Below are 24,538 nucleotides of genomic sequence, written 5' to 3'. Positions count from 1 at the left end.
ACCTTACTAACATATTATCACCCTATATAAATCCCGTTAATCAGCCAATATTAGTTTGATAATCAGAATGTTGACAAAAAATTTAACGCTCCTGAAAATCATATTTGCGAGCATTTACGGAACGATCAGGTGGGGCTTTACGGAGAAAGCATTAGCGTTTTCCGCCAACCTGTCCGAAGAAATAATTTACACCTATCTTCAGCCGACCGCCCCGGCTTTGACTTGCGGTTGGGTTGATGCGGTTGTAATAGTTGCCCTCATACGACAGTTCGGCACCTAACCGGCGAAGCACCCAGGTCATAACCCCAATCTCCAGACCTACGCTGGTGAATCGGTCCAGTTTCCTGTTTGTAACATCGTTTGAAAATTCGCGACCCCGGTTCAGGCTGACACCTATGAAACTGCTGATGCGGGTGCGGAAGGGATAATAACGCGTGAACACACCAAATTGACGGGCGCGGTACTGATTGCCAATCAGCGTTTCATTATCGTAGCGAATTCCAGCCGCAAAACCCGGTTGGAAGAAGTAGCCCGCCCGTGTATTAATTCCCGAAAAAACCTGACCGTCGGCCACACCAAATCCCAGACCACCGCCAGCGAACAGGTTATTGGGTTGAAACCAGCTTAACTGATTGCGTTGCTGATAGCTGATTGAGCGATCAACTTCTTCATTGACTTTGTCTTCGGTCTGCTCAACTTTCTCGCGAATTTCCTGTTTGGTTTCGTTATTCAGCAAGGGCTTATTTCGCCCCGTTGAGTCGGCGTTGTTTTGCGCGTAGGCTGCCAGCGAAAGACCCGCCAGCAGCGCGGTTGTTGTTAGTAAAGTTTTCATCGTCGTTGAGTTAATGTAGCATTATTTGCCTACTCCATTAACTATATACGACGCCGAAAGTTTGCCCGGCTACCTGCTTAACTGGGCAAGTAACGCACTTACCTGCTCGACCGATACCGCGGGGAAATTGGCAATCCGAATCTGCGAATCCTTGAGTTTGCCGTAGCCGCTACCAATGATCATACCTGCCTGTCTGGCTCCCGCAATCACCTCGTTCGATGGTTTCTTCGTATTGGCAACCACGACCGTTTGCGACCGGTGCCGTTCATTTTTTACGAACGGTGCAAACTCATCCGACGTTTCCAGAAACTTATATAACAGACGGGCCTTCTCGTCGATATGCCGCCGAACTGTTTGAATACCAATGGCATTGTAATCTTCCACTACTTTGCCCAACAGATAGATAAACAGCACATTGGGTGTAGCAGGCGTTTCATACGTTTTGTAGTGTTTCCAAAGCATTGGCAGCGTATTGTGTGCGCCAATCGTGGTGGCATCATAGCGTTGCAGCCGTTCGGCCTTTTCCAGACACGCCTGATTGGCAATCCATATACCCAGTCCGGCGGGTAAACCAAACGCTTTCTGTACCGAAAAATAAGCTGAATCAATCAGGCTGTAATCCAAATCAGGGTATGGAGCCGACGACACCATATCCACACAAAACAACTTCTGTGGGTACTTTCGCTTCAGCTTGTGCATCTCAGCGGGCCGCATCTGCACCCCCGACGACGTTTCGTTGTGCGTCAGGCAAATCAGTTCAGCGTACTCCGGCACCTCTATCTCTGCCGCGTCGAAACCTTCGCCAAACGGCTTTTCCAGCTTATGGGCAAACTTGCGCAACGACTGCGCATAATCATAAAACTTCTGCGAAAACGAACCATTGACAAGGTGAAAACTCTCGTGTTCGACGCAGTTGAGCAGCAGCCGCTCCCACACCTCCGAGGCTGAACCAGTGAAGAAGATACCGTGCGTGGCCGGAATGTTCAGCAACGTCCGCAATTGTTCATCAGCAAACTTATAAATATCCCGAAACCGCTGACTTCGATGCGAGATTGAGCCAATCTGCTCATCCATCGCCGTTTGCAGGTGTTTCGCTACTGTCGGATAAAGTTCGGCAGGGCCGGGTGTGAAGTAGGTGTTTTTCATGTTGGATGAATGGATGAATGATTGAATGGTTGAATGGCTGAATGATTGAATGGAGTAGTAGGGTAACAGACCCATTCAATCATTCAATCATTCAACCATTCAATCAATACAGCAATCTAAACTTAATCGTGTTGTCGATGGCCCGCAGTTCATGTACCACTTCGGCGGCATATTCTTTTGAAATATCGGTAATTACGTAGCCGATGTGTTCGTTGGTTTTCAGGTATTGCCCCTGAATATTGATGTGGTAGTTGGCAAAAATGGTGTTCATCTTCGCCAGAATGCCCGGTACGTTGGCGTGTATGTGCAGTAGCCGGTGCGCGCCTTTCAGCAGCGGAAGTTGCAGTTCAGGGAAGTTTACGCTACCGTAGGTGCTGCCGTTGTTCATGTATTCGAGCAGCTTGCCCGGCACGAAACTGCCAATATTGGCCTGCGCTTCTTCGGTGCTGCCGCCAATGTGGGGTGTTAGAATTACATTGGGCAATCGGCGCAGCGCACTCATAAACTCTTCGTTGTTGGTCTTTGGTTCATGCGGAAACACGTCGATGCCCGCGCCAATTACCTTGCCGCGCTCCACGGCATCGACCAACGCCGGAATATCGACAACGTGGCCGCGCGAAAGGTTCAGAAAAATAACCCCGTTTTTCATCAGCCCAAACTCACGATAGCTGATCAGATTTTTATTGTCGGCACGTCCGTCGGTGTGCAGGCTGATGATGTCGGCAATAGCCAGCAGTTCATCCAGCGATTTGCATTTGCGGGCATTACCGAGCGCGAGTTTGTCTACAACGTCGTAGAAATACACTTCCATGCCAAGAGCTTCGGCCACGACCGATAGCTGCGTACCGATATTACCGTAGCCGACTAAGCCGAGCTTTTTACCGCGCACTTCGTAGCTGTTCTTGGCCGATTTATCCCAGGTGCCGAGGTGCATGGCATTGCTTTTCGGCACAATGCCCCGGATGAGCATGATAATCTCGCCAATCGCCAGTTCAACTACCGAGCGGGTGTTGCTGTAGGGCGCATTGAATACGGCGATGCCGCGTTCGGTGCAGGCATCGAGTTCGATTTGGTTGGTGCCGATGCAAAACGCGCCCACTGTCATGAGCTTGTTGGCGTGTTCGAGTACCCGGCGCGTAACGTTTGTTTTTGAGCGAATACCCAGAATCGACACGTCGCGGATGGCTTCGATCAACTCGTCTTCATCGAGCGCACCCTTGCGGATTTCAACGTTAAACCCTTCCTGTTCAAAGAGTTGTACTGCCACCGGATGAACGTTCTCCAGCAGCAGCACTTTGATCCGGCTTTTGGGGTACGACTGGCTGCGGCTCAATTTGTTATCGAACAAAAAATCATCGAGTGAGGGCGCAATGTGGTCGGCTTTTTCAACTACGCTGGGGCGCATCACATTCTCAGTAAAGGCATAAAACTTGTTCGCCAAACCCGACTCGCGGATTTCATAGTCGGTGTAGCCGTCGCCAATTACGTACACGTCGCCGTCGAGGTTGAGGTCGCGCATGAGTTGCACTTTGCCCCGGTCTTTCGAGAGTGGGTTTTCCGGATCGCAGCCAGTAATATTTCCCTTGTCATCGAATGTAAACGTGTTGGCAAACACATGGTCTTCACGCACGCCCAGGGCCGTTACGATGGGTACGATGAACTCGCGAAACCCGCTCGATACGATATAAATATTGTTGGCGTTTTCGGTCAGAAACGCCCGGTTGCGCTGAAACGAATCCGACACTTTATCCGATAATACTTCGACGAGCGCAGGCAGATGGTCGCGGTGGGCACTGAGCAGTTCGAGCCGCATCGACAACGACTGGGCCAGCGAGATTTCACCCGCCATGCCCCGGTCTGTAATGGCTTTGATCTGGGCCAGCACGTTGTCGCGTTCGGGCCGACCAGCCAGCGAGATTTCACCCAGCACGTCTAACGCTTCTACTTTGGTAAACGTACTGTCGAAGTCGATAATATAGTACGTCTGTTCGGCAGGGCCGTCGCTCCGGCGTGCCGGTTCGGCGGGGGTAGTTGGGGGTGTATTGGTGAGCATAGTTCAGTCAGGTTGTGCGTCCGGGTCAGCCGGAAATTCATTCATTAATAAGTCAGCAATTGTCAATTTTAGCGGTGGGAGATGGGTTGTGATGGTTCGTCAGACTATTTCATAGTTGACTATGTCTAATCTACGCTGTACCCCTGATTATCAGTTTGTTGAATGATAACCGATGGTTTTTCATGCAGCGTCGGCACCTTCTCTTGGATGGCACGCCAGATTATGGCGTAATCGACGCCGAAGTACTCGTGTACAAGAATGTTTCGAACTACGTACAACGTTTCCCATTCAATGTCGCTAAACTTAAGCCGGGTATCGTCACCAATAAAGCGTGCGGCTTCTCCCACAATTTCCAACAGCTTTAGTAATGCCAGCCGGAGCTTGAAGTCCTGGCTGTATTCTTCATACGTAAGCCCGTTGGTAAACTGCATAATGTGACCCAACGCTTCGTGCATATGATTGAGTCGTGCCAATTCACTGATCTTGTTTTTCATAAATCAGTATTTTGTCTTGCTCAATAAATGGCCGTATGTAGGGCGAAACGCCGTTTGCCGAAACTAAATCAACCGGCATCTGCAAGAGTTTAGACAACTGCAACTGCATATTGGCGAACTGAAATAAGTCGGCGGTGTCATCAAGCTCAACCAGAATGTCAACGTCGCTTTCAGACGTTGACTCGTTACGGGCCTGCGAGCCAAAAAGATAGGCTCTTCTTACGGGCTGCGTCGTCAAAAATTGTTGTATAATAGGCCGATTCAGTTGCATATACCTATTGGTTTTCAATCAAAAATGCCAAAGCTCGCTCTTCTGACCAGAACGGCCGAAAGCTTGTACCATCGCCGTTGATGCCGCCCGTGCGGGGTGGAAATCCGCAGTGACCTCCTGCTTTCGGAAACTCCATCCACACGTTGGTGAGTTCCTGCCCTACCGCTTCGGGGAAACATTCGGGCGACAGAAATGGGTCGTTTTTCGCGCTGACAATCAGCGTTGGTATGACAATCTTCGGTAAATATTGCAGCGAACTGCTCTTTGTGTAATAGTCTGTTACGTCGCGAAAGCCGTTTTGCGGGGCTGTAAACAGGTTGTCAAACTCGCGCACCGACCGGGCCTGTCGCAACTTGGCTGTGTCGAAAACGCCGGGCATGATGGCTGCCTTCTCCGCGATTTTGCGCTTTAGCGTTCGGTTGAATCGGTAGTTATACACCAAACTATCCCACTGTTCGAGCCGCCGGGCCGACCCCATCAGGTCGAGCGGCACCGAGAACGTGACAGCGCGTTTGATAGCCGGATGCAGGGCCGCGCCCTGTTCGCCCAAATACTTGAGCGTCATGCTGCCACCCGCGCTAAAGCCAATCAGGTATATTGTTTGATATCCTTTGGTAAGCGCGTAATTGATGATGAAATGTAGATCGCCGGTTTCGCCGATGTGATAAAACCGCTGTTGCCGATTCATCTCGCCACTGCACGAGCGGTAATGCCACGCCAAACAATCGAATCCCTGACTGCTCATGTATCTCGCCATGCCTACCAAATAGGGGCTGGCCGAACTGCCTTCGAGACCGTGAGAGAGAATGATTAATGAAGAGTGAAAAGTTAAGAGTGAAAAGTTTGATTCCAATAACCCTTCACTGTTCACTCTTAACTTTTCACTCTTAACTGAAAAAGCCCAGTCTACATCCAGAAAGTCATCATCGGGTGTGCTGATGCGCTCGCGGACGTAGGGAATTGTAACCTTACGAAACAACGAAGGAATAATGGTTTGCAGGTGCCCATTCCAAAGGTGGGCGGGCGGTTCGTAAGACGACGGGGCAATCAGCGGCATCGGCCAACGCGGATGATTGAAGCCGCAAAGGTAAAGATTCTGCGCTGCTTTTAGTGGTATCTACTTATTAAAAAGCCCGAAATCACGCAATTAGCGGGCGTGTAACAGAAAAACGAAAAAGTTTCGGCGACCGTGCAACCTCTCCCGGCCCGTTTTACATCTACCCGTCAAACAACACAAGGAACGAATCGCAAGGGCCCGCGCAAACAGTTCTGAAGGGGTTGATAATCAGACAACTTTTTCAAAACGCTATACGCACACAATCGTCATGAATACCGTAAAACACCTCCTGACTTCGGCTTTCATTGCTGCTTCGGCCACTGCCTTTGCCCAGACCACGGTTACAATCACCACCCAAACCGACTCAACCGTAACGACCGTTCGGAAACCCGCTCGTTCCTTCGACCGTGTCGTTAACGATTTCAGTATCTATCTCGGCATTAACGCCTTTGGCGCAGGAATGCCCACTGGCTACGATTTCCGGCCCATCGGTTCGCGCTTTGTGGCTCTGGCATGGCACAAACGTATTCCACTCGGCACCAGCGGCTCGACAAAGTTTCGCCTGATTACCGGCCCTGAAGTGGCCTGGAACAACTTCATGTTTGAAGGAAATAACCGGCTAATCGAGCAAAACAATCAGCTTATCGTTGAAGCCGCTCCTAATGAACTACGCAAATCGAAGGTTGTAACCACGCAACTGAATTTGCCGCTGATGCTGAACATAAAGTTCAGATCGCGTTTTACGCTGAATGCGGGAGCCTACGCCGGTATGCGGCTCGACAGTTATACGTCGGTGAAACCCGTCGGCGGCTCGACTGTTCGGACGCACGGCGCGTTTAACCTCAATCCTATTCGCTGGGGCCTGACCACCGAACTCGGCTTCCGGGGCGAAGGTAAACTCTTCGTTCGCTACGAACCAAACAGCCCCTTCCGCTCCGGCGAAGGTCCCAACGCCAGTGTCTGGGCCGTAGGCGTGAAGCTGTAATCTGCACTGTGATTCGTCGGATTATTTTGACCGACTATGATTTTATTGATTCATCGCCGAAGGCGAGCTGATCATAGTCGGTCAAAATAATCCGACGAATCACAGTACAGGATGCAACATCTGAAACGAATCTTCATCTTTTAGCTGTCTGAGCCTAATCAATCCTGTTTAATCCCGTAAATCCAGGCTAATCCTGCCGGGCCAGCGTCCTGGTTCAGACGATTCAGACGGGTCAGACTTCCGGTTTCAAATCCACTCATCCCGGCGAAAAAACCGCCTGTGTAAGAAACAGTACTTTGTGATGCAAGCTACCTACCTTTGCCATGTACTAAGTGCTGAACAAACATCACTCATCCGAGTATCACCCCATGAAAACGACTTTTCTCTGTTCAATCTTCTTCATAGCCGCTCTGACAACGGCATTTGGGCAAGTCCTGAAGCGAGGCACAGTGAGCGGGCAGGTAGCAACAACCAGCGGTAAGCCCCTTGAGTTTACGACCATGATGCTGCTAAAAGCACAGGACTCAACGCTGGTGAAAGGAGCCATCAGCGACACAGACGGGAAATATGCCTTTGAGAATGTAGGCGCGGGCAACTACCGGGTGGTAGCGCAACAGATCGGTTATCGCAAAACGTATAGTGTACCGTTCGCGATTAACGAAGCACAGCCCGCTTTTGAATTACCCGCCCTGGCAATGGCCGAAGAATCGAAAAACCTGACCGAAGTGAAGGTAACAGGCCAGAAACCATTTATCGAGCAGCAGGTTGACCGCACCGTGGTAAACGTAGAAAACAGCATTGTTGCCAGTGGCAATACGGCTCTCGAAGTACTGGAAAAAGCACCCGGCGTGACCATCGACCGGCAAAACGATCAGATTCAGCTAAAAGGAAAATCGGGCGTAATTGTCTACATCGATGGCAAGCAAACCTACCTTTCGCAGCAGGAAGTGTCGAATCTGCTCAAAAATACACCGTCCGACAATATTGCGTCGATTGAGATTATTACCAATCCCGGCTCAAAATACGATGCGGCTGGTAATTCGGGGATCATCAATATTAAGATGAAAAAGAACAAAAACTTTGGCACCAACGGCTCATTTATTGTCGGCACTGGCTACGGCTGGTTCAACAACCTGAACGGTCAGCGCGACGACCTGCCCAAGTTTAATACATCGCTCAACCTGAATCACCGCGACAGTAAGGTAAACGTGTTTGGTAATTACAGCTACGTAAATCGGCAGAGCGCGCAGTACAATGAAATCAACCGGGTAATTCCGTTTGAGGGGCGTAATACGTTCTTTGAACAACGCTCGTTTCGGCCTAATCAGTTTGTAGGGCATTCGTACAAAACCGGCCTGGATTATTTCATTAACTCGAAAAGTACCATTGGCGTACTGTTCAACGGTTTTGTGAATGTCTGGGAGTCGCCGGGGTTGAATAACACGCTGATTTTTAATGAAAATCAACAGCTTACCAGCAAAGCTACTACCGAAACCTATTTCAAAAATCCGCTGACCAATTATACCGGCAACATCAACTACAAATATGAATTTGACGGAAAAGGGCGCGAACTGACTGTCGATGCCGACTATGTTCGCTACAGCGGCACCAACCAATCGAACCTCGGCACCGTGTATCTGAATGCCGAAAACGTACCGACGCGCCCCCGGCAGGATATACGCAACCAAATGCCTTCTGTTATCAACATTATGGCATTCAAAACAGATTATGTGCATCCCCTGAAAAACGGAGCCAAGTTTGAGGCCGGGTTGAAAACCAGTTTAGTGAAAGCCGATAACAACACTATTTTCGATACGCTACGGCAGGAAGCCCGCGAATGGCTGTTCGATGCCAGCCGCTCAAACCACTTCCTGTACGACGAAAACATCAACGCAGCTTATGTAAACTACGCTGGCACACTGGGCAAAAAGCTGAAAGTACAGGCCGGGCTGCGGGCCGAACATACGCACTCGGTGGGTAACTCGCTCACACTCAGTCAACGCGTGGAGCGGAACTACCTGAATCTGTTTCCAACGCTTTTTCTGTCGCGACAGTTGGATTCGACAAATGTCCTGAACTTCTCGTTCAGCCGTCGAATCGACCGGCCCGACTACCAGAACCTGAATCCGTTTGTGTTTTACTTAGACCCGTTCACCTATCAGCAGGGCAACCCGTTTCTGCGCCCGCAGTATACCAATGCGGTTGAGTTGACGCACGTTTACAAGGGGGCCATCACAACTACGCTGGGTTTTAGCCGCACTACCGACTTTATCAACCGCGAAACGCCCCGGCAAATACCTGAGCAAAATATCACCTACGTGATTGCCGAAAATCTCGGTCATTTGGATAACCTCAACCTGAACGTGAGCTTCCCGGTTGTAGTAGCCAAATGGTGGCGGATGCAGAACAATGTAGCCGGGCACTATCAGTACTATCAGGCCGTGTATTCGGGCACACCGTTTGAGATCAAGCAGTTTACGTACAATCTCTACACCTCGAACAACTTTACCATCAGTAAAACGCTGACTGCCGAACTGTCGGGTTGGTACAATTCGCCCGCGTTGTATGGATTCTATCAGGCGCAGGCGATGGGCGGTTTCGCACTCGGTGTGCAAAAGAAAGTGATGGACGGCAAAGGCAATATTAAGCTGAACATTAGCGACCCGTTCTGGCTCAACTACTTCCGGGGGCGGGCGCAGGTGCAGGATATCAACTTCTTCGTGCTGTCGCGTTGGGAGAGCCGCCGGTTCAACCTCACATTCACCTATCGTTTCGGTAATCAAGACGTAAAAGCAGCCCGCCAACGCCAAAGCGCCACATCGAGCGAGCAAAGCCGGGCGGGGGGAAATAATTGAATGATTGAATGATAGAATGATAGAGTGATTGAATGGGTCCGTTACCCGACCACTCCATTCAATCATTCAACAATTCAATCATTCAATAACTTGATCACTCAACCATCAGTGGACTTAGTTTAGGTTAAGAAAATGCGAAAAGCCATTCCCGACTTGAGGAATGGCTTTTTTGTTAGTGGACTGATTATCTTGCAATCTCAACACTCTTTTCACTTTTCAGGTTAAATTAGAAAAACAACGTTCACCCCTATGTCGCTTTACGAAAAAGTTTTTGAGAACAACCGCGAATGGGTCGCCAGCCAACTGGCCCAAGACCCAACTTACTTTTCGCAGATGGCTTTAGGCCAGGAACCTGAGTTTCTGTACATTGGCTGTTCCGACAGCCGGGTTCAGCCTGAAAATTTTATGGGTGTTAGTCCGGGCGAGGTGTTTGTGTATCGCAACGTTGCCAACCTGATTCCTAACAACGATATCAGTTCGATATCTGTAACGCAGTATGCCGTCGAGTATTTGCACGTGAAGCATATCATTGTGTGCGGGCACTACGGTTGCGGGGGCGTTCGGGCTGCTTTAGATAACAAAGACCTTGGTAAACTAAACATCTGGCTCCGCAATATTGACGATGTATACCGGCTTCATCGGGATGAGTTGAATGCCTTGCCTGATGAAAATGCCCGCTTCCGCCGGCTGGTTGAGCTTAACGTACAGGAGCAGTGCCTGAATATTATGAAATTTTCATTTGTGCAACACGCACGGGCTAAAGGCGAATACCCGCGCATTCATGGCTGGGTGTATGACATTGCTACGGGAACGGTGAAAGATCTGGAAATTGATATGAGCAAATTCACCGACGAATTAAAGGTATATCAATTGAAGTAGGGGAGGGCTAAGGCAACCTCAAAGGGGTGTAAAAAATCTCTTGGGGTTGCCATAAAAAAGATAAGGTTCCCTGATCGTGCAGAGAACCTTATACTGACTATTCCTAAACCCTTAACCTTTTCTACATGAAAAACTAACTTTTACTCTTTCTTGTTCCGAAAACCTGTCGATTTCAGCGTTTATTTCAAATCACTGAACGTCAGGAGCTTCGTTTACTGGCTGATTTACGTTCCAGAGGAAATTAATCATCCGGGCCGTGTAGTCAGCCTGATTCAGCCAACGGGTGGCTTCCGTATTATTTGCGTTAGCCAGTTGTATGTTCACCTGAGCGAGAGCTTCGTTAAACCTGACACGGCTGGCAGGGCTGATGTTCAGTACAGCCGCCGGGCTTTGGTTATAAAGTGACAACACGCTCATAAAATTCTGCCAGTTGGTAGTCTGCGCAAACTTGACATTGTTCTGACCGACATACGCAGCGAACTGCATCAGCGAATCATTGACAAGCATCACACTTGCCGGCTTGTTGGCTGCCGGGCTATCATCAGTGTTGGTGGTGGTAGCCGCGTCTGCCTTGGAAATCATCAATCCTACTCCGAGGATCAACGATGCAAAGATAACACGCGATTTCATTGTATTGTTCTATTTTGGTTTCAGTTAATGAACGCACAAATGTCTGTAGAAGTTTGGATAATCCAAAATGCAATTGTGTCCTTGGTAAAATTTTATTCCGAATAAAGTCCTGTAATTGTAAATTTATTCTCTTTTTATGATTGAAAAAGTCTTTCTTTCGGAATATTATTTGTCGTAGTTGGGTTGTTGTATTATTTTAATATGGTTGTTTTGTTTTGAAAAATTCTTCAAAAATTTATATCATTGATTGTAATTATTCATAGTTTGCTGTATGCCCATAGTACAAAAGCTGAGTACAGCATCGCCAGCCCGGTCCAAATACTCAGGAAGTTGGCTTACTTCATCGTCTGGAAACTCCCCCAACACAAAATCGACCTGTCGGCCTTTCGAAAAATTGCTGCCGATACCAACCCGAAGCCGGGCGTATTCCTGCGTGGTCAGTACTTCATCGATGTTCCGCAAACCGTTGTGCCCGCCTGCCGACCCTTTGGGCTTCAACCGCAGCTTGCCAAACGGCAAATCTTTATCGTCGGTAATGACCAGCAGGTTTTCGACCGGAATGTTTTCCTGTTTTAAATAATACGCTACCGCTCGTCCGCTAAGGTTCATGTAGGTAGTGGGTTTCACAAAAAACAGTTGTTTGCCTTTGTGTTGCCACTTGGCGGTATAGGCCAGCCGGGTCATGCTAAACCCAAAACCATATTGAGCGGCCATCCGGTCGAGAACCATAAAGCCAGCGTTATGCCGGGTCATTGCATATTCTGGCCCAATGTTGCCCAGGCCGACGATAAGAAATTTAGTCATCGAGTAGTTGCCATTTATAATTGGCTCGCAAAATTATACAAGCAAAAACAAATGGCTAATGACCAATGGCCCACAATGAACCGCTATTTTTACTCCATGAACCACCAACGCCTGATTCTCTCCAGTCCGTTGCTCGAGATCGTGATTAGCCGACTGGCGCAACAGTTAATTGAAAACCACCAGGATTTTGCCGACACGGTACTGCTTGGTATGCAGCCGCGTGGTATTTATTTTGCCGAGCGGATGGCCCGCGAACTTAGCCGCTCGCTGGGTCGTGAGGTGCCGTTGGGGTATCTGGATGCAACGTTTTACCGCGACGATTTTCGCCGACGCGATACGCCCCTGCGCCCTAATGCTACGCACGTGCCATTTGTAGTTGACAATAAACGTGTAGTGCTGATCGACGACGTGCTGGCAACGGGTCGCATGGTTCGGGCTGCACTCGATGCTATGACCGCCTTCGGACGACCGCGCAAAGTTGAACTGCTGGTGCTGATTGACCGGCGGTATAACCGCGATCTGCCCATCAGGCCCGACTACACCGGCAAGCGCGTCAACACGCTCGAATCGCAGCGGGTATTGGTCGAATGGACTGAGCAGGGAGCCGACGCCGACCGCATCTGGCTCGTAGAATGATAATTTGAATGACCTCGACAGAAGAATATGCCCTTTGTTGCGCCCACTGTTGTCCGACGCGTTGTTCAAAACGTGACCACCGAAACGCCTGATCTGCTGGCCGTTGAAGAACCGCTCGAAATCCGGCTTGGCTATGGCCCCGCCCAGGACCGGCAACAACGCAGTCTGGTCGTAACCATGCGGACGCCCGGCGTGGATGCTGAATTGGCAACGGGATTTTTATACGCTGAAAACATCATTCAACAGCCCGCCGACGTGCTTTCGTGCCGCCATTGTGTGCAGGACGCTGAAAAAGAGGGCAACGTAATTCGTGTAGAACTCCGGCCCGGTCTGGCAGTCGATTGGCAACGGCTTGAACGCATCACGGTTAGCTCGGCCAGTTGCGGGCTATGCGGCAAGACTACCATCGAAGCGGCAATGGCGCATACTAACGGCCCGCTAATGGCTGATTTTTCGGTTGATTCAGCTATTGTTCACAATTTGCCCGACCGCGTTCGGCAACTACAAACGGCTTTTGCCCACACGGGCGGTATTCATGCAGCCGCGCTTTTCGACGCCGACGGTACAATACGACTCGTGCGCGAGGACATCGGGCGGCACAACGCGCTCGATAAGCTCATTGGCGCGGCTTTCTGGAAAGGCTGGTTGCCGCTGTCGGACTGCGGCATTTTCCTGAGCGGGCGCATCGGCGTCGAACTCGTGCAGAAAAGCTGGCGGGCGGGTGTGCCGCTGCTGGCGGCTGTGGGTGCTCCGTCGAGTCTGGCGGTGCAGATGGCCCGCGAAGCCCGCATGACGCTGGTCGGTTTCGTGCGCGACGACCGGTTCAATATCTACACCGAACCCGACCGGCTCATAACGCAGGCATCAGCACCTGCAACGCCCCCGGCAGCACACGGGCATTAACTTCGCCGACCCGCCCCCGATACTCACCATCGACCTGAAAATACGCTTTTCGGCGTGTGCTGACCGTAATCGACGTAGCCGGGAAGATTTCGATGTGTTTCGCGTTGAACGGCTTATACCGCCAGAATAGTTTGATAATCTCCCAGACCGACAACCGCCGAAAAACAACCACTTCAAACTGACCGTCCGATAAATCGCCGTCGGGGTTGATAACTGCCCCCGTGCCATACATACGGGCGTTTGCCAGCACTACCATCAGCGCGGCCCGCTGTACACATACGTCGCCCAGATTAATTTCCACCTGAAGCAGCCGCCGTTTTCGTAACGCCTTTAGCACCGCCCGCACGTAGCCGAACATGCCGCGCCAGTTGTTCTGCTGGTAGTGCATTACCACGCGGGCATTCAGTCCAATATCACTCAAATGCAGACAAATATCATCGTTGACCGAAATCACGTCGATGGCTTTGGGCGTTCCGTTCACCAGCACGTCGAGACTCCCGGCTGCGTCGGGCGGGATGCCCAGTTCGCGGGCCATACCGTTGGCCGATCCGGCAGGCAACAGGCCCAGTGGCATACCCGTGCCAAGCAGTTGCGTCGCTACGCTTTTCAGGGTGCCATCGCCCCCAACGGCCACCACCCGGTCGGGCTGGTGTTGGGCAATTTGCTGCCGAATCAGTTCATCGTCGGTCTGTCCGTTCAGATGAAACAAATGTGCCGTATGGGGCAGGTCGGCGAAATACGCCCGAATGGCCTCTTCCCAGTCCGATTTGTCGCGCCCACCCGAAACGGGGTTAATGGCAAATAAATAAGTCAACTTCTTGCCGTTTTGGTGGTTATTATCGACGGATACCGACTCAACGCTATGGAAGCTGTTCGTACTGCGCCATCTGATAAACAAACAACAAGCCTGAAAGGTACGCTACGCCACTATTTCTTAACATGGCTGCGGCTTACCGACCGGCCTACCGTGAAAGTATATCGCGGTTTTGGTAATACCAACCAGCTAACCATTCAGGGGACGGTGTTCCGGCGTTCAGCCTTTCCGCGCAAGAAATACCGGAATGATTTCTTTGTTAACCTGTTCAGTCTGATCCGATTATTTCTGGTAAAGCCTTACCCCGAAGCCACGATTCGGGTACGGTTTGGTGAGCAAACTATTGACACCCGCGCCGACCCTGACGGATTTTTCCGGGTCAGTTTGCCGCTCAATCGGTCTTTATTGCCTGGCTGGCATCCGGTGCGGGTCGAACTGATGGCGCAGACGATTACGCCCGAAACCGTACTGGCCGAAGGGGAGGGACAAATATTGGTGCCGCACCCAACGCGGCTGGCCTGCATTTCCGACATCGACGATACGTTCCTGATTTCGCATTCGGCTACTATCCTGAAGCGACTGAACGTACTGCTGACTCAGAACGCACACAGCCGGGAGCCATTTGAGGGCGTAGTCGCTCATTATCAGCTATTGGCCGAAGCCCACAGCGGAGCCGACCGTAGCAATGCGTTTTTCTACGTGTCGAGCAGCGAGTGGAATCTGTATGATTACATTCTGGACTTTTCGGAAAAGAACGGCCTGCCTGTGGGCGTTTACCTGCTGAGTCAGCTTAAACAGATTGGGCAACTGCTGAAAACCGGCCAAAATAAACACCGCACCAAATTTGACCGGATTGTACGCATTCTCGAAACGTACCCCGACCAGCAGTTTATTTTGCTTGGCGACGATACGCAGGAAGACCCGACTATCTATGCATCGATAGTAGAGCATTTTCCAAATCAGGTTCGCTGCGTGTATATCCGGCAGGTTCACGGCAAAAATCAGCCCGAAACCCGCGCCACGTTGAGCCGGATTGAAGCAAAAAACGTACCTTGTTTTTATTTCGCCCACAGTGCCGACGCTCGGCAGCATTCTGTTGAGCTGGGCTTAGTGGCAACCTGACCATGACCAATACACCGCCCGAAGAGCTTACCGGCAAGCTAAAAACCGGCCAACCCAAAACCGAAGCGGCTGGCCTGACTGCCGTCGTCAAATCGTTTGAACACGTACTGAACGGCACTGGCATCGGTCGCGGCTGGAAAGCACTCGTTAAGCTAAACCAGAAAGATGGCTACGACTGCCCCTCCTGCGCCTGGCCCGACCCCGACGGCGAGCGGTCGGGTGTGGCCGAGTACTGCGAGAGTGGCGCGAAGGCCGTGGCCGATGAGGTCATGGACAAACACACGGCCTCGCCGGTGCTGTTTCAACGGTATTCCGTAGTCGACCTGCTTCAGAAAACCGACCTCTGGCTGGGGCAGCAGGGGCGGCTTACCCACCCAATGGTGCTGCGTGGGGGTGCTACACATTACGAACCCATTGGCTGGGACGATGCGTTTCAACTCATTGCCGATCAGCTTCGTGCGCTCGATTCGCCCGACGAAGCCATCTTTTACACGTCGGGCCGTACCAGCAACGAAGCGGCTTTTCTGTACCAGTTGTTCGTCAGAATGTACGGCACCAACAACATGCCCGACTGCTCGAACATGTGTCACGAATCAACGAGCGTGGCCCTCGGCGAAACGATTGGGTTAGGCAAGGCATCGGTCAAATATGATGATTATGAAAAGGCCGACGTCATCATGATTATGGGTCAGAATCCCGGCACCAACGCGCCCCGGATGCTGACGCCCTTAGAGCAGGCCAAGCGCAACGGAGCCAAAATCATCGCCGTAAACCCGCTGCGCGAAACGGGTTTGCTGGCGTTCAAATACCCGCAAAGCCCCCGCGATATGCTGCTCGGTAGCGAAAAACTGACCGACATTTTCCTGCAAATTCCGATCAATACCGACCTCGCGCTGCTGAAAGCAATGGGGAAAATACTGCTCGAAGAAGAGGCCAAAACACCGGGCAAGGTGATTGACCGAAACTTCATTCGGGAATACACGGCTGACTACGAAGCTTATGTGCAAAGCCTTGCCGCCCACGATCTGGACGGCCTGGCGGCTCAGTGCGGTTTGACGGTAGCGCAGATTCGGGAAGCGGTTGCCCTGTTCAAGCACACGCCGAAGCTGATTATCTGCTGGGCAATGGGCCTGACGCAGCACAAAAATGCCGTTCACACCATCAACGAGATTATCAACCTGCTGTTGCTAAAGGGCAGCATCGGCATCGAGGGCGGTGGCGCGTCGCCCATTCGCGGCCACAGCAACGTGCAGGGCGACCGCACAATGGGCATTTACGAAAAGCCGAAGCCTGAGTTTTTAGATGCTCTCGAACGTGTCTTCGGCTTCAAACCGCTCCGCGAACCTGGCTACGACACGGTGGCCTCGGTGCGGGCCATGTACGAAGGCCGAGCAACGGTTTTCTTCGGATTGGGCGGCAACTTCGCAATGGCCGTTTCCGATACCGACTACACCGCCGATGCCCTGCGCCGGTGCAAACTGACCGTTCACGTCTCGACCAAACTCAATCGGAGTCACCTTATCACGGGCGAAACGGCTCTGATTCTGCCTTGCCTGGGCCGCACCGACATCGACCGGCAGGCTACCGGCGAACAGTTCGTTTCGTGCGAAAGCACGACAGGCGTGGTGGCACAGTCGCACGGTATTGTGGAGCCGGTGCCGGGGCAGATGAAAAGCGAAGTCGCGATTATCGCCGAATTGGCCGAGCGGGCAGGGTTGGAGCTTCGGCCCTACAACTGGCGCGACCTTATCGCTGATTACGACCGCATCCGCGACCTGATTGAGCAGGTGGTGCCGGGCTTTGACAACTACAACGAACGCATCCGCAAGCCGGGCGGTTTCTACCTGCCCAACGGCCCCCGCGAACGCCGGTTCACGACTAAAGACGGGAAAGCCCATTTCACCGTTAACCCCCTGACAACCCGAACGCTAAAACCCGGCGAACTGCTGCTGATGACCATTCGCAGCCACGACCAGTTCAACACCACCGTGTACGGCAACGACGACCGCTACCGGGGCATTTACAACGAACGGCGCGTGCTGCTCATGAACCCCGACGACATAACCCGGCTAAACCTCCGCGACAAACAAGTGGTGAACATTCACAGCCAGTACGACGGCAAAACCCGCACCGCCCGCCAGTTCATCGTAGTGCCTTACGACATTCCACACGGCTGCTGTGCGGCTTATTTCCCCGAAACCAACGTGCTGATTCCCATCGACTCCGTCGCCGAAAAAAGCCACACCCCCACCTCCAAGTCGATTGTTGTGACAGTAGAGGGCGCGTAACGTAGCAGGACTTTTACTATCTTTGGGGAAATAGTTTATGCTATGGAAGCTGTCATTGAGGCCCTGTCTGATTACGAGCGTGAGCGCGGAAAACCTACGCCCACCTTAAACCATGCTTACGTGCAGAAAAACCTGCTCGTCAGTTTAGATTATCGTTACCGTAAGACCCACACCATTTTATCGGAACTGAATCTAAGTATGCCGGAACGCCCTGATACGGTTCCCGACATTGCCATTTACCCAAAGCTCAAGATCGACTTTCTGCACGACGTTACGAGCATGACACAGATGCCGCTGACGGTAATTGAGATCATTTCGCCTTCTCAGGCGCACGATGAGATTCTCGCTAAGTTCGAGCGATATTTCAATGCGGGCGTTCAATCGTGTTGGTTAGTGATGCCCAGTTTCCAGGCCATTTCGGTCTACTCGTCGTTCGGCAAATACCGTTTCTACTCCGAAACCGACACGCTAACGGACGCTGCTACAGGTATTGAACTCCAACTGAGTGAGATTTTTGGCTAAAAAGCTGTTCAATGTTTGAGTTGATTTCTTTGTCGGAAGCAGAATAAATTTATGCAGGCCAGAAAAGACAAAGAAGTATCTGCTTTGGCTATTGGTTATAAACGAATTCTATGGTCCCGTCAAGCTCCTTATCACGGTAAGATAGCATACGACGTGGGTATCCGTCCGGGCGATATTCATAGACGTAATGCCACTCAATGCGACCACCTTGTGAGTTGATATACAATTGAGTTAGAGCGTTATTAAGGTTAGTCGCAACACTAATTCCATGTAGACTGCTAAAGTTTCCTGGTAGAGCATCCCCAGTTGTTTTAAAGGGATTAGGCTTGTTGTCATAGGTAAACTTGAAGGTCTCCCATTGATTAGACAAAGACCCAGTACGACTGAATCCTATATTGCCCATCTCGTCAGGCCGATATAAAGCGTATTGACTTATCTTGCCTTTCTCATCAATTATTTCTTCCCAAACCAATACGCCATGCTGGTTGAATCCCAACCTGGCCCGGGTATTGCCAAGCTCTATTTTATGAACAGCAAATTCGGTTTGCGTACTCTTCTCAATCCGAGACAACGAGTCATTTGTGGTAGTGAACGCAACAGTAGCACTTGGAATCAGATCACTCCGTTGCGGATAGCCCTCTACAACCGGGGCTTCCTTATTTAGCTGGGAGTCGATAGAAAGAATCCCATTTACTCCGTATCTATATGTAAATTGCCTAACTATATGAATACCATTCGTGTAGTAATCTGTTCGTTGAGCTAAACGGCGTTGTTCATCGTATCGATAGCTACGTACAGTCTTATCATTATAAAGCATTCTGACCAGTCGCAGCCCTGTAGTTGGTTGATTGGCTAAGCCGAAAGGGAACTGACGTATAGTTGTAGCATTACCAAACTTGGGTCTGTAAGCATTTATTGAGTCGGGAATCAGCGGATCAGATAAATTAGGGGCTGCAACGGATGTTACAGATGTTACTGGCGATGTCGGTGTTATAACCTGTTGAATAGGGCTATCTACTTTCGGATTACATGCCGTTAGTAAGGTGACTAAACAAAGAGTCAAAATGGGATAAAGCTTAGTAGTCATCTTAAATAGTTTATTTTTATTTACGGTAGAATAAGTATTTGTATAACCTATTTTACTGTAGATATGTTGTATACGTTTACTGTATAATATTTACAATATTGGAAAATATAGCCAAAGCTGCTGGCAACCCGAATAAAACGCTACACTAAAATAAAAAGCACACCCAGCCTCTGCCCTAACAAAAGCTGGATGCGCTCCAATCGTTAAAACACCAATTTCTTCATTCCCTCAATCGACTGGCGGACGCTCTCGGTGGGGGTCAGTTTGCCGTACTCTTCTACTTCCACGAAGTAGTGTTTCACGCCCGCTTTCTGGGCGGCTGTCATCATCTTGTTTAGCGGCAAATCGCCCTGCCCGATAATGGTCGAGTATTTGGCGTTTTGCGGGTCGCGGTCTTTGATATGGGCCATCGAGAACCGACCGGGGTATTTCTGGAAATACGTAATGGGGTCTTTGCCCGGTTCTACCACCCAAAACACGTCGAGTTCGTAGCTTACCAGTTTGGGGTCGGTGCGGGTCAGCAGAATGTCGAACGGTACCTGACCTTCCAGGTCAATGAAGGGGTAGTCGTGGTTGTGGTAGCCGAATAGCAAGCCGTTCTTTTTCGCCATCTCACCAAAGCCGTTAAACTCGTCGGCGATTTTGCGGAAGCCGTCGAGGTTTTCGCGCTTTTCCTTGCCAATCCACGACACCACGAAGTTTTTGAACCCGGCTTCGGCGGCTTGCTGCATCAACTCAGGCATGTTTTTTTCAACGCCCGTATGCGTACTGACGGGCGTCAGGCCCAGTTCTTTCATATAAGTCTTAAACTCAGCGGGCGTCATACCCCACAAAAAGCCCTTGCTGCCGGGGTAGCTTTCGATTTCTTTGTAGCCCATTGCCGCTACCTGCGCCAGCGTGGCGCGGGCATCCTTCTCCATGTCGTCGCGCAGGGAGTAGAGTTGTAGGCCGGGCCGGGTAACGGTTGCTGCGGCCTGGAGAGCGGAAGGGAAAAGGGCAACACCAGCCACAGTAGCAGCGGTCTGTTGTAAAAACGAACGTCGGGTAAAGGTCATAGAGGTAACGCGGACAAACGCCCGCTCTTTTGGGCCAAGATAGCGAAAATTGTAACGCGGGTGGAAACCCGCTTTTCCATCACCCAATGCGGGTTTCCACCCGCGTTACGGTCTATCTCATAACCGCAGCCGCTGTTCGAGCATGTCGCGGTAGCTGCCTGCCAGCGGAATAGTGACGTTGCCAACGGTAAGCTGATGCCGCTCAATTTTACGGATCGCCCGTAATGCTACAATGTACGACTTGTGAACGCGCACGAACTGATCGGCGGGCAGCGTCGCCAGCATGTCGGAAACCGTCATACGGGTGCAAACCTGCCGGGTCTTTTCGTGAATAAAGAGCAGGTTCGTATCCGACTGCATGTACAACACCTCGCCCAGATCGACCCGCACCCAGTCGTAGCCATCTTTCACAAAAATACTCGACGGTTGCCCCGCCCGGTTAGCCAACTGCGCGTAGGCCCGGTTGCAGGCTTGCAGAAACCGCCCAAATTCAATGGGCTTCAGCAGGTAGTCGAGAGCCTGAAGCGTGAAGCCTTCCAGCGCGTAATCGGCATAGGCGGTGGTAAACACGACAGGAATCTGGAGCGGGGCCACCAATCGCGCAAACTCGGTACCCGGCAGGTCGGGCATCTGAATGTCGAGAAACAGCAGATCGACGCGGTTTTGGTGCAGATAGGCCAGCGCGTCGGTCGTGCTGGTGAATGTGGGACCGAGTCGCAAAAACGGCACTTTTTCGGCGTAGCGACTCAACACGTCGAGGGCGGCAGGTTCGTCGTCAATGGCAATGGCGTGTAGCATAATGGGCTGCTGAATAGGCTGTTATAAGTCGATGCGTAAAAAAACGGCAAACTCGGTCGGTTTGTCGTCAAGGCGTAATTCATGCCGGGCGGGGTAAGCACGCTCGAGCCGTTGGCGAGTATTGCGAATGCCCGTTCCGGCCCCGTGGCGGTGGGCCGAGCCGGTCGGTCGGCTGTTGACGACGTGCATGATTAGTTGCCGATTCTCAAACCCAATGTCAATGTCAATATACGATGGCTGATCGAGACTAATGCCGTATTGAAACGCATTTTCCACGAACGGAATCAGCAGGAGTGGAGCCATGTAGGCGGGTTGGTCGTCGGAGTCGATGTGCAGGCTGACCCGAACGGTTTCGGTCTGGGGCAGTCGGGCACGTTGCAGGGTTACGTATTTTTCGATGAATGCCAACTCGGTCATGACGGGCGTTTGCGGACGGTTAGCCTCCTGAAGCGTGTAGCGCATCAGCCCGGCCAGTTGCCCGATCAGGTCGGCCACGTAGCTGTTTTTGGCACGTTGAGCCTCGCTGTAAATCGTGTTCAGGACATTGAACAGAAAATGCGGATTTATCTGCGCCCGCAGTGCCGTTAGCTCGGCTTCGGTAGTTTGTTTTTCGAGCCGAAGCTGGTCGCGCCGGGTGCGGAGGTAATCGGCTACGTAGCCATACCCGATGATGAACGTAACGACCACGCCCATCACAAGCAGATTTTCATCGACAAACTCCGGCGCGGCTTCGGTGCGAATCTGTAACCCTTCAAAGATGAGCCATGCCAGTATGCACACCCAAATCCAGTAATAGGGCGCGGTGTTGGGCCGGAGCATCCACCGCCGAAACGCCAGCCCGTAGTTGGCATGGGCCACTGCCCCCAGTAAAACCAGCAGCACGCCAACGCCCAGCAGATACCGCGCCAGCCCGCCCAGATCGGGCAGCATTTCGCCGAGCGGCTGTTCGAGGTCTTCGGTTAGCCGATGGCCCCAATACGTCAGCAGCGTAACGAGTACGAGGGCGAGGAGGAGTTTGGGCCAAAGGGTTCTCATAGGTTTTATTGACCCCACCCCAACCCCTCCCCAGAAGGGAGGGGCTTATGCTCGTAAGCTTCCCGTGGAAGCCCCTCCCTTCTGGGGAGGGGTTGGGGTGGGGTGCGGCAAATTACTCATTATTAGGGTTTGTCTCGGTGTCGGGTTCCATCGGTTTGATTTTCTTTAACTCCGGTTTGGCCTGTTCATCGCGGACCCGCGCCAGCAGCAGCGATTGTGTCAGAAAATCAACGTCTTCCACCGCTTTTACGTAATACGTTCGGCCCGGCTCAACCGGAAAAGCAATCGTTTTATTTTCAGTAAAGTAGTTACGCTTCGACTCAATACTGACCCGGCCTGCCGGTACTTCGGCCTGTAAATAGCGGTTGGCCGAAAGCCACGACAGGCGTTTTCCGTTGACGTAGATTGTATAGGAGCGGCTGCCAAACTCGCGTTGCCGGTAAATGATAAGCGTGGCGGGTTCGGTTTGAGATAAAGGTATGTGATCGAGGCTTGTCATACCCAGAAACCACCAGATAAACAGCGTTCTCATGGCGTTGGGCGTCGGGTATAAATTTGCAGAAACCGATTCGAATTTACAGAAAAAGCAATTGTTGCCTGAAGATAGACCTGACTTACCCGTTCGGTAATCGGGTTCGTAAACGTGTAAGCGTCTGACTCCCAACTTCGTCTGGTTGTACCCCGTCGATAGCCTAACCGTATCACACTTTCCACGCTTCGATTACGCTTCTCGCGCTGCCCGTATTCAAGATAGACGTCAACGCAACCCGCACCGATTAGCCGTAGCGACGGGACGCTGCCCGCCGGAACAGTTTGCAACACCGACCCAAATGAAACAGGCTGGGTAGCACGTCGGTATAGGTTAAAGTCAGTGTTGAAACCACCTAAACCACCGCCTACATATAGCCGACGATTGCGATTGTTTAGTAGATCGAAGCCAACAGACAGCCCTGTGTAACTCGCTCCCTGTGAACGTACTACCCAGCCGTTGGGAGAAGAGGCTCCTATGTTAATCAGTAATAAATTATGCTGAGCGAGCACTTTAACCCTGTTGATTCGGACACCAAAATTGAAAACAAAGCTATTACCATAAATGGGGGGCGGAGTAATTTGGTTTGATCGCAGAAACGAACGAAATTCTGGTAAGTTAGTGAACGTCAGGGCAGTCCCCAGTTCGGTGCTCACGCCAAATCGGAATGTCTGTCTGGCCGGTAATGAATCGGTAAACGTAGAATCGACCTGACCGTGAGCGACCGTGACCGTCAGCAGAAGAACAAATAGATAGCGTTTCATACAGATTAACTGATAGTTATGACCGCTACAAAACAAACCTTGCCCGGCTGCGCCACCAACAACGTGTGGGCAACCGGGCAAGGTTTGTGGGGAAATCGTATTCTCTTGTGGTCTACTTCGTGGCAACGTAGAAAAAATCCAGACTTCCCGCCGGGTCGTTGCTCACGAGGTAATCGGTGTAATTGATTTCGGCGGCAAGGCCGTCGGCTTGTAGCAGCCGGTTGCGGTTCAGCCGATTCATCAGATCGTAGGGTACTTGCAGCAGTCGGCGGGGCAGGCGGTATTGCAGGTTGAACACGTCGAAGCGGGTCAGCTTTTTCACCGACTCCCGGTTCTGTTGATAATAGGTCATTACCTTGTCGTTGCCATGAATACCGCGCGTTTCTACTGCCGGAAAGTAGTTCGCCATCAGCGAACGCAGCCCATCGGCGTAGTATTCGCGCACGTGCCAGGGGTTACGCGTCAGCGAGAACGCTTTGTTAACCGTTGTCAGTAGCAGTTTGCCGCCCGGCTTCAGCACCCGGTGCGCTTCTTTTACGAACAGGTCGTCGTTCTCGATGTGTTCGATTACCTGAAACGTTACGATGTAATCGAAGGTATTGCTGGGCAGGTTGGCAAGGGGCGGAATGTTGGCCGCAATAAAGGTAGCGTTGCGGTATTCGGCACTGAGGGCCGCAATCAGGTCTTTATTTTTGTCGACGCCCGTGTAGTGGTCGGCGGCTTTGGTGAGGAGTTCCAGCCCCCGGCCCCAGCCGCAGCCAATTTCAAGCACGTTGCCGCTAACCATCCGGGCCGCTTCGACATACGGAAACAGCAGCCGCTGATGAACGGGATTATCAGACGCGATTTCGGCGGAGGTTATTTCGGTGGTTTTGTACATTTGCTTGCCAGTCGGATCGCAAAAATACGCTTTTGCCGAGGGAAAGAAAAATCTGCTGCCCGTTCAACCCAAACGGGCGTGGTTTTTCGTTATTAATCT

At 51.5% G+C, this 24,538-nt stretch carries 24 protein-coding genes; 8 read left to right on the top strand and 16 right to left on the bottom strand.

Going from position 1 to position 24,538, the window contains the following annotated elements:
- Window positions 1-151: 151 nt before the first annotated feature.
- The 6 genes from AWR27_RS14720 to AWR27_RS14695 form a co-directional block, all read right to left on the bottom strand.
- Complete coding sequence (locus AWR27_RS14720) at window positions 152-832, bottom strand: hypothetical protein (protein WP_077131866.1); 681 nt, start codon at window positions 830-832, stop codon at window positions 152-154.
- Between the two features lie 69 nt (window positions 833-901).
- Window positions 902-1,978 carry an aminotransferase class V-fold PLP-dependent enzyme gene (locus AWR27_RS14715; protein WP_077131865.1) on the bottom strand — a complete coding sequence of 359 codons (1,077 nt, stop codon included), beginning with the start codon at window positions 1,976-1,978 and terminating at the stop codon, window positions 902-904.
- Between the two features lie 103 nt (window positions 1,979-2,081).
- Entirely contained in the window at window positions 2,082-4,031 is a 1,950-nt protein-coding gene (serA, locus tag AWR27_RS14710) for a phosphoglycerate dehydrogenase (protein WP_077131864.1), read from the bottom strand.
- 125 nt (window positions 4,032-4,156) lie between these two features.
- Window positions 4,157-4,525: a HepT-like ribonuclease domain-containing protein gene (locus tag AWR27_RS14705; RefSeq protein WP_077131863.1), complete on the bottom strand. Its 369-nt coding sequence runs from the start codon at window positions 4,523-4,525 to the stop codon at window positions 4,157-4,159.
- Window positions 4,506-4,796, bottom strand: coding sequence for a nucleotidyltransferase family protein (locus AWR27_RS14700; protein ID WP_077131862.1), 291 nt, complete (start codon window positions 4,794-4,796; stop codon window positions 4,506-4,508). The genes AWR27_RS14705 and AWR27_RS14700 overlap by 20 nt, the downstream gene beginning before the upstream one ends.
- A 4-nt stretch (window positions 4,797-4,800) precedes the next feature.
- The gene (locus AWR27_RS14695) at window positions 4,801-5,853 is read right to left on the bottom strand and encodes a YheT family hydrolase (RefSeq protein ID WP_077131861.1); all 1,053 of its coding nucleotides are present in this window, start codon (window positions 5,851-5,853) and stop codon (window positions 4,801-4,803) included.
- 268 nt (window positions 5,854-6,121) lie between these two features.
- On the opposite strand from AWR27_RS14695, the gene AWR27_RS14690 reads away from it, so the two are divergent.
- The 3 genes from AWR27_RS14690 (at window position 6,122) to AWR27_RS14680 (ending at window position 10,572) form a co-directional block, all read left to right on the top strand.
- A complete protein-coding gene (locus tag AWR27_RS14690) occupies window positions 6,122-6,838 on the top strand; it encodes an outer membrane beta-barrel protein (protein WP_077131860.1) in 717 nt (238 codons plus the stop codon).
- A gap of 368 nt (window positions 6,839-7,206) precedes the next feature.
- The gene (locus tag AWR27_RS14685; protein WP_077131859.1) at window positions 7,207-9,693 is read left to right on the top strand and encodes an outer membrane beta-barrel protein; all 2,487 of its coding nucleotides are present in this window, start codon (window positions 7,207-7,209) and stop codon (window positions 9,691-9,693) included.
- A 249-nt stretch (window positions 9,694-9,942) separates the two neighbouring features.
- Window positions 9,943-10,572, top strand: a complete 630-nt coding sequence (locus AWR27_RS14680; protein ID WP_077131858.1) for a carbonic anhydrase — start codon at window positions 9,943-9,945, stop codon at window positions 10,570-10,572.
- A 189-nt stretch (window positions 10,573-10,761) separates the two neighbouring features.
- Here AWR27_RS14680 and AWR27_RS14675 read toward each other — a convergent pair whose 3' ends face one another.
- The gene (locus AWR27_RS14675; RefSeq protein WP_232325840.1) at window positions 10,762-11,154 is read right to left on the bottom strand and encodes a hypothetical protein; all 393 of its coding nucleotides are present in this window, start codon (window positions 11,152-11,154) and stop codon (window positions 10,762-10,764) included.
- 288 nt (window positions 11,155-11,442) lie between these two features.
- Window positions 11,443-12,006, bottom strand: coding sequence for an aminoacyl-tRNA hydrolase (gene pth / locus AWR27_RS14670; RefSeq protein WP_077131856.1), 564 nt, complete (start codon window positions 12,004-12,006; stop codon window positions 11,443-11,445).
- A 96-nt stretch (window positions 12,007-12,102) separates the two neighbouring features.
- On the opposite strand from pth, the gene pyrR reads away from it, so the two are divergent.
- Window positions 12,103-12,642: a bifunctional pyr operon transcriptional regulator/uracil phosphoribosyltransferase PyrR gene (gene pyrR / locus AWR27_RS14665; RefSeq protein WP_077134006.1), complete on the top strand. Its 540-nt coding sequence runs from the start codon at window positions 12,103-12,105 to the stop codon at window positions 12,640-12,642.
- A 27-nt stretch (window positions 12,643-12,669) separates the two neighbouring features.
- Window positions 12,670-13,545, top strand: coding sequence for a formate dehydrogenase accessory sulfurtransferase FdhD (gene fdhD / locus AWR27_RS14660; RefSeq protein WP_077131855.1), 876 nt, complete (start codon window positions 12,670-12,672; stop codon window positions 13,543-13,545).
- On the opposite strand, the gene AWR27_RS14655 is transcribed toward fdhD, so the two are convergent.
- The gene (locus tag AWR27_RS14655; RefSeq protein WP_077131854.1) at window positions 13,493-14,359 is read right to left on the bottom strand and encodes a diacylglycerol/lipid kinase family protein; all 867 of its coding nucleotides are present in this window, start codon (window positions 14,357-14,359) and stop codon (window positions 13,493-13,495) included. The genes fdhD and AWR27_RS14655 overlap by 53 nt on opposite strands.
- 48 nt (window positions 14,360-14,407) lie before the next feature.
- Between AWR27_RS14655 and AWR27_RS14650 the strand changes: the two genes are divergently transcribed.
- From AWR27_RS14650 to AWR27_RS14640, 3 genes are read left to right on the top strand one after another with little or no spacing between them, the layout of a single operon-like run.
- Window positions 14,408-15,481: an App1 family protein gene (locus tag AWR27_RS14650; protein ID WP_077134005.1), complete on the top strand. Its 1,074-nt coding sequence runs from the start codon at window positions 14,408-14,410 to the stop codon at window positions 15,479-15,481.
- Between the two features lie 2 nt (window positions 15,482-15,483).
- Window positions 15,484-17,769 carry an FdhF/YdeP family oxidoreductase gene (locus AWR27_RS14645; RefSeq protein WP_077131853.1) on the top strand — a complete coding sequence of 762 codons (2,286 nt, stop codon included), beginning with the start codon at window positions 15,484-15,486 and terminating at the stop codon, window positions 17,767-17,769.
- Between the two features lie 42 nt (window positions 17,770-17,811).
- On the top strand, window positions 17,812-18,291 hold the full coding sequence (locus tag AWR27_RS14640; RefSeq protein ID WP_077131852.1) for a Uma2 family endonuclease: 480 nt from the start codon (window positions 17,812-17,814) through the stop codon (window positions 18,289-18,291).
- 88 nt (window positions 18,292-18,379) lie between these two features.
- Here AWR27_RS14640 and AWR27_RS14635 read toward each other — a convergent pair whose 3' ends face one another.
- The 7 genes from AWR27_RS14635 to AWR27_RS14605 form a co-directional block, all read right to left on the bottom strand.
- Window positions 18,380-19,378 (bottom strand): hypothetical protein, encoded by a 999-nt coding sequence (locus AWR27_RS14635; protein WP_157579226.1) that lies wholly within the window; start codon window positions 19,376-19,378, stop codon window positions 18,380-18,382.
- Window positions 19,379-19,581: 203 nt separating this feature from the next.
- On the bottom strand, window positions 19,582-20,433 hold the full coding sequence (locus AWR27_RS14630; RefSeq protein WP_077131850.1) for a sugar phosphate isomerase/epimerase family protein: 852 nt from the start codon (window positions 20,431-20,433) through the stop codon (window positions 19,582-19,584).
- A gap of 117 nt (window positions 20,434-20,550) precedes the next feature.
- Window positions 20,551-21,231: a LytR/AlgR family response regulator transcription factor gene (locus tag AWR27_RS14625; RefSeq protein ID WP_077131849.1), complete on the bottom strand. Its 681-nt coding sequence runs from the start codon at window positions 21,229-21,231 to the stop codon at window positions 20,551-20,553.
- A 21-nt stretch (window positions 21,232-21,252) separates the two neighbouring features.
- Entirely contained in the window at window positions 21,253-22,266 is a 1,014-nt protein-coding gene (locus tag AWR27_RS14620; RefSeq protein ID WP_077131848.1) for a sensor histidine kinase, read from the bottom strand.
- 112 nt (window positions 22,267-22,378) lie between these two features.
- On the bottom strand, window positions 22,379-22,798 hold the full coding sequence (locus AWR27_RS14615; protein ID WP_077131847.1) for a DUF2846 domain-containing protein: 420 nt from the start codon (window positions 22,796-22,798) through the stop codon (window positions 22,379-22,381).
- A complete protein-coding gene (locus AWR27_RS14610) occupies window positions 22,795-23,559 on the bottom strand; it encodes a hypothetical protein (RefSeq protein WP_077131846.1) in 765 nt (254 codons plus the stop codon). Before AWR27_RS14610 ends, AWR27_RS14615 begins: the two co-directional genes overlap by 4 nt.
- 112 nt (window positions 23,560-23,671) lie before the next feature.
- Window positions 23,672-24,439 (bottom strand): class I SAM-dependent methyltransferase, encoded by a 768-nt coding sequence (locus AWR27_RS14605; protein ID WP_077131845.1) that lies wholly within the window; start codon window positions 24,437-24,439, stop codon window positions 23,672-23,674.
- Between the last annotated feature and the right edge of the window lie 99 nt (window positions 24,440-24,538).

This window comes from Spirosoma montaniterrae, from assembly GCF_001988955.1.
Taxonomy (GTDB): Bacteria; Bacteroidota; Bacteroidia; order Cytophagales; family Spirosomataceae; genus Spirosoma; species Spirosoma montaniterrae.
The sequence above is the reverse complement of the archived record's forward strand: the minus strand, read 5'-3'. Positions and strand labels throughout refer to the sequence as shown.

What these genes read in the sequence shown, in the direction of transcription:
- AWR27_RS14720 (WP_077131866.1), bottom strand. Translation starts at nt 832, where the DNA reads ATGAAAACTTTACTAACAACAACCGCGCTGCTGGCGGGTCTTTCGCTG.
- AWR27_RS14715 (WP_077131865.1), bottom strand. Translation starts at nt 1,978, where the DNA reads ATGAAAAACACCTACTTCACACCCGGCCCTGCCGAACTTTATCCGACA.
- serA (WP_077131864.1), bottom strand. Translation starts at nt 4,031, where the DNA reads ATGCTCACCAATACACCCCCAACTACCCCCGCCGAACCGGCACGCCGG.
- AWR27_RS14705 (WP_077131863.1), bottom strand. Translation starts at nt 4,525, where the DNA reads ATGAAAAACAAGATCAGTGAATTGGCACGACTCAATCATATGCACGAA.
- AWR27_RS14700 (WP_077131862.1), bottom strand. Translation starts at nt 4,796, where the DNA reads ATGCAACTGAATCGGCCTATTATACAACAATTTTTGACGACGCAGCCC.
- AWR27_RS14695 (WP_077131861.1), bottom strand. Translation starts at nt 5,853, where the DNA reads ATGCCGCTGATTGCCCCGTCGTCTTACGAACCGCCCGCCCACCTTTGG.
- AWR27_RS14690 (WP_077131860.1), top strand. Translation starts at nt 6,122, where the DNA reads ATGAATACCGTAAAACACCTCCTGACTTCGGCTTTCATTGCTGCTTCG.
- AWR27_RS14685 (WP_077131859.1), top strand. Translation starts at nt 7,207, where the DNA reads ATGAAAACGACTTTTCTCTGTTCAATCTTCTTCATAGCCGCTCTGACA.
- AWR27_RS14680 (WP_077131858.1), top strand. Translation starts at nt 9,943, where the DNA reads ATGTCGCTTTACGAAAAAGTTTTTGAGAACAACCGCGAATGGGTCGCC.
- AWR27_RS14675 (WP_232325840.1), bottom strand. Translation starts at nt 11,154, where the DNA reads ATGATTTCCAAGGCAGACGCGGCTACCACCACCAACACTGATGATAGC.
- pth (WP_077131856.1), bottom strand. Translation starts at nt 12,006, where the DNA reads ATGACTAAATTTCTTATCGTCGGCCTGGGCAACATTGGGCCAGAATAT.
- pyrR (WP_077134006.1), top strand. Translation starts at nt 12,103, where the DNA reads ATGAACCACCAACGCCTGATTCTCTCCAGTCCGTTGCTCGAGATCGTG.
- fdhD (WP_077131855.1), top strand. Translation starts at nt 12,670, where the DNA reads ATGCCCTTTGTTGCGCCCACTGTTGTCCGACGCGTTGTTCAAAACGTG.
- AWR27_RS14650 (WP_077134005.1), top strand. Translation starts at nt 14,408, where the DNA reads ATGGAAGCTGTTCGTACTGCGCCATCTGATAAACAAACAACAAGCCTG.
- AWR27_RS14645 (WP_077131853.1), top strand. Translation starts at nt 15,484, where the DNA reads ATGACCAATACACCGCCCGAAGAGCTTACCGGCAAGCTAAAAACCGGC.
- AWR27_RS14640 (WP_077131852.1), top strand. Translation starts at nt 17,812, where the DNA reads ATGGAAGCTGTCATTGAGGCCCTGTCTGATTACGAGCGTGAGCGCGGA.
- AWR27_RS14635 (WP_157579226.1), bottom strand. Translation starts at nt 19,378, where the DNA reads ATGACTACTAAGCTTTATCCCATTTTGACTCTTTGTTTAGTCACCTTA.
- AWR27_RS14630 (WP_077131850.1), bottom strand. Translation starts at nt 20,433, where the DNA reads ATGACCTTTACCCGACGTTCGTTTTTACAACAGACCGCTGCTACTGTG.
- AWR27_RS14625 (WP_077131849.1), bottom strand. Translation starts at nt 21,231, where the DNA reads ATGCTACACGCCATTGCCATTGACGACGAACCTGCCGCCCTCGACGTG.
- AWR27_RS14620 (WP_077131848.1), bottom strand. Translation starts at nt 22,266, where the DNA reads ATGAGAACCCTTTGGCCCAAACTCCTCCTCGCCCTCGTACTCGTTACG.
- AWR27_RS14615 (WP_077131847.1), bottom strand. Translation starts at nt 22,798, where the DNA reads ATGAGAACGCTGTTTATCTGGTGGTTTCTGGGTATGACAAGCCTCGAT.
- AWR27_RS14610 (WP_077131846.1), bottom strand. Translation starts at nt 23,559, where the DNA reads ATGAAACGCTATCTATTTGTTCTTCTGCTGACGGTCACGGTCGCTCAC.
- AWR27_RS14605 (WP_077131845.1), bottom strand. Translation starts at nt 24,439, where the DNA reads ATGTACAAAACCACCGAAATAACCTCCGCCGAAATCGCGTCTGATAAT.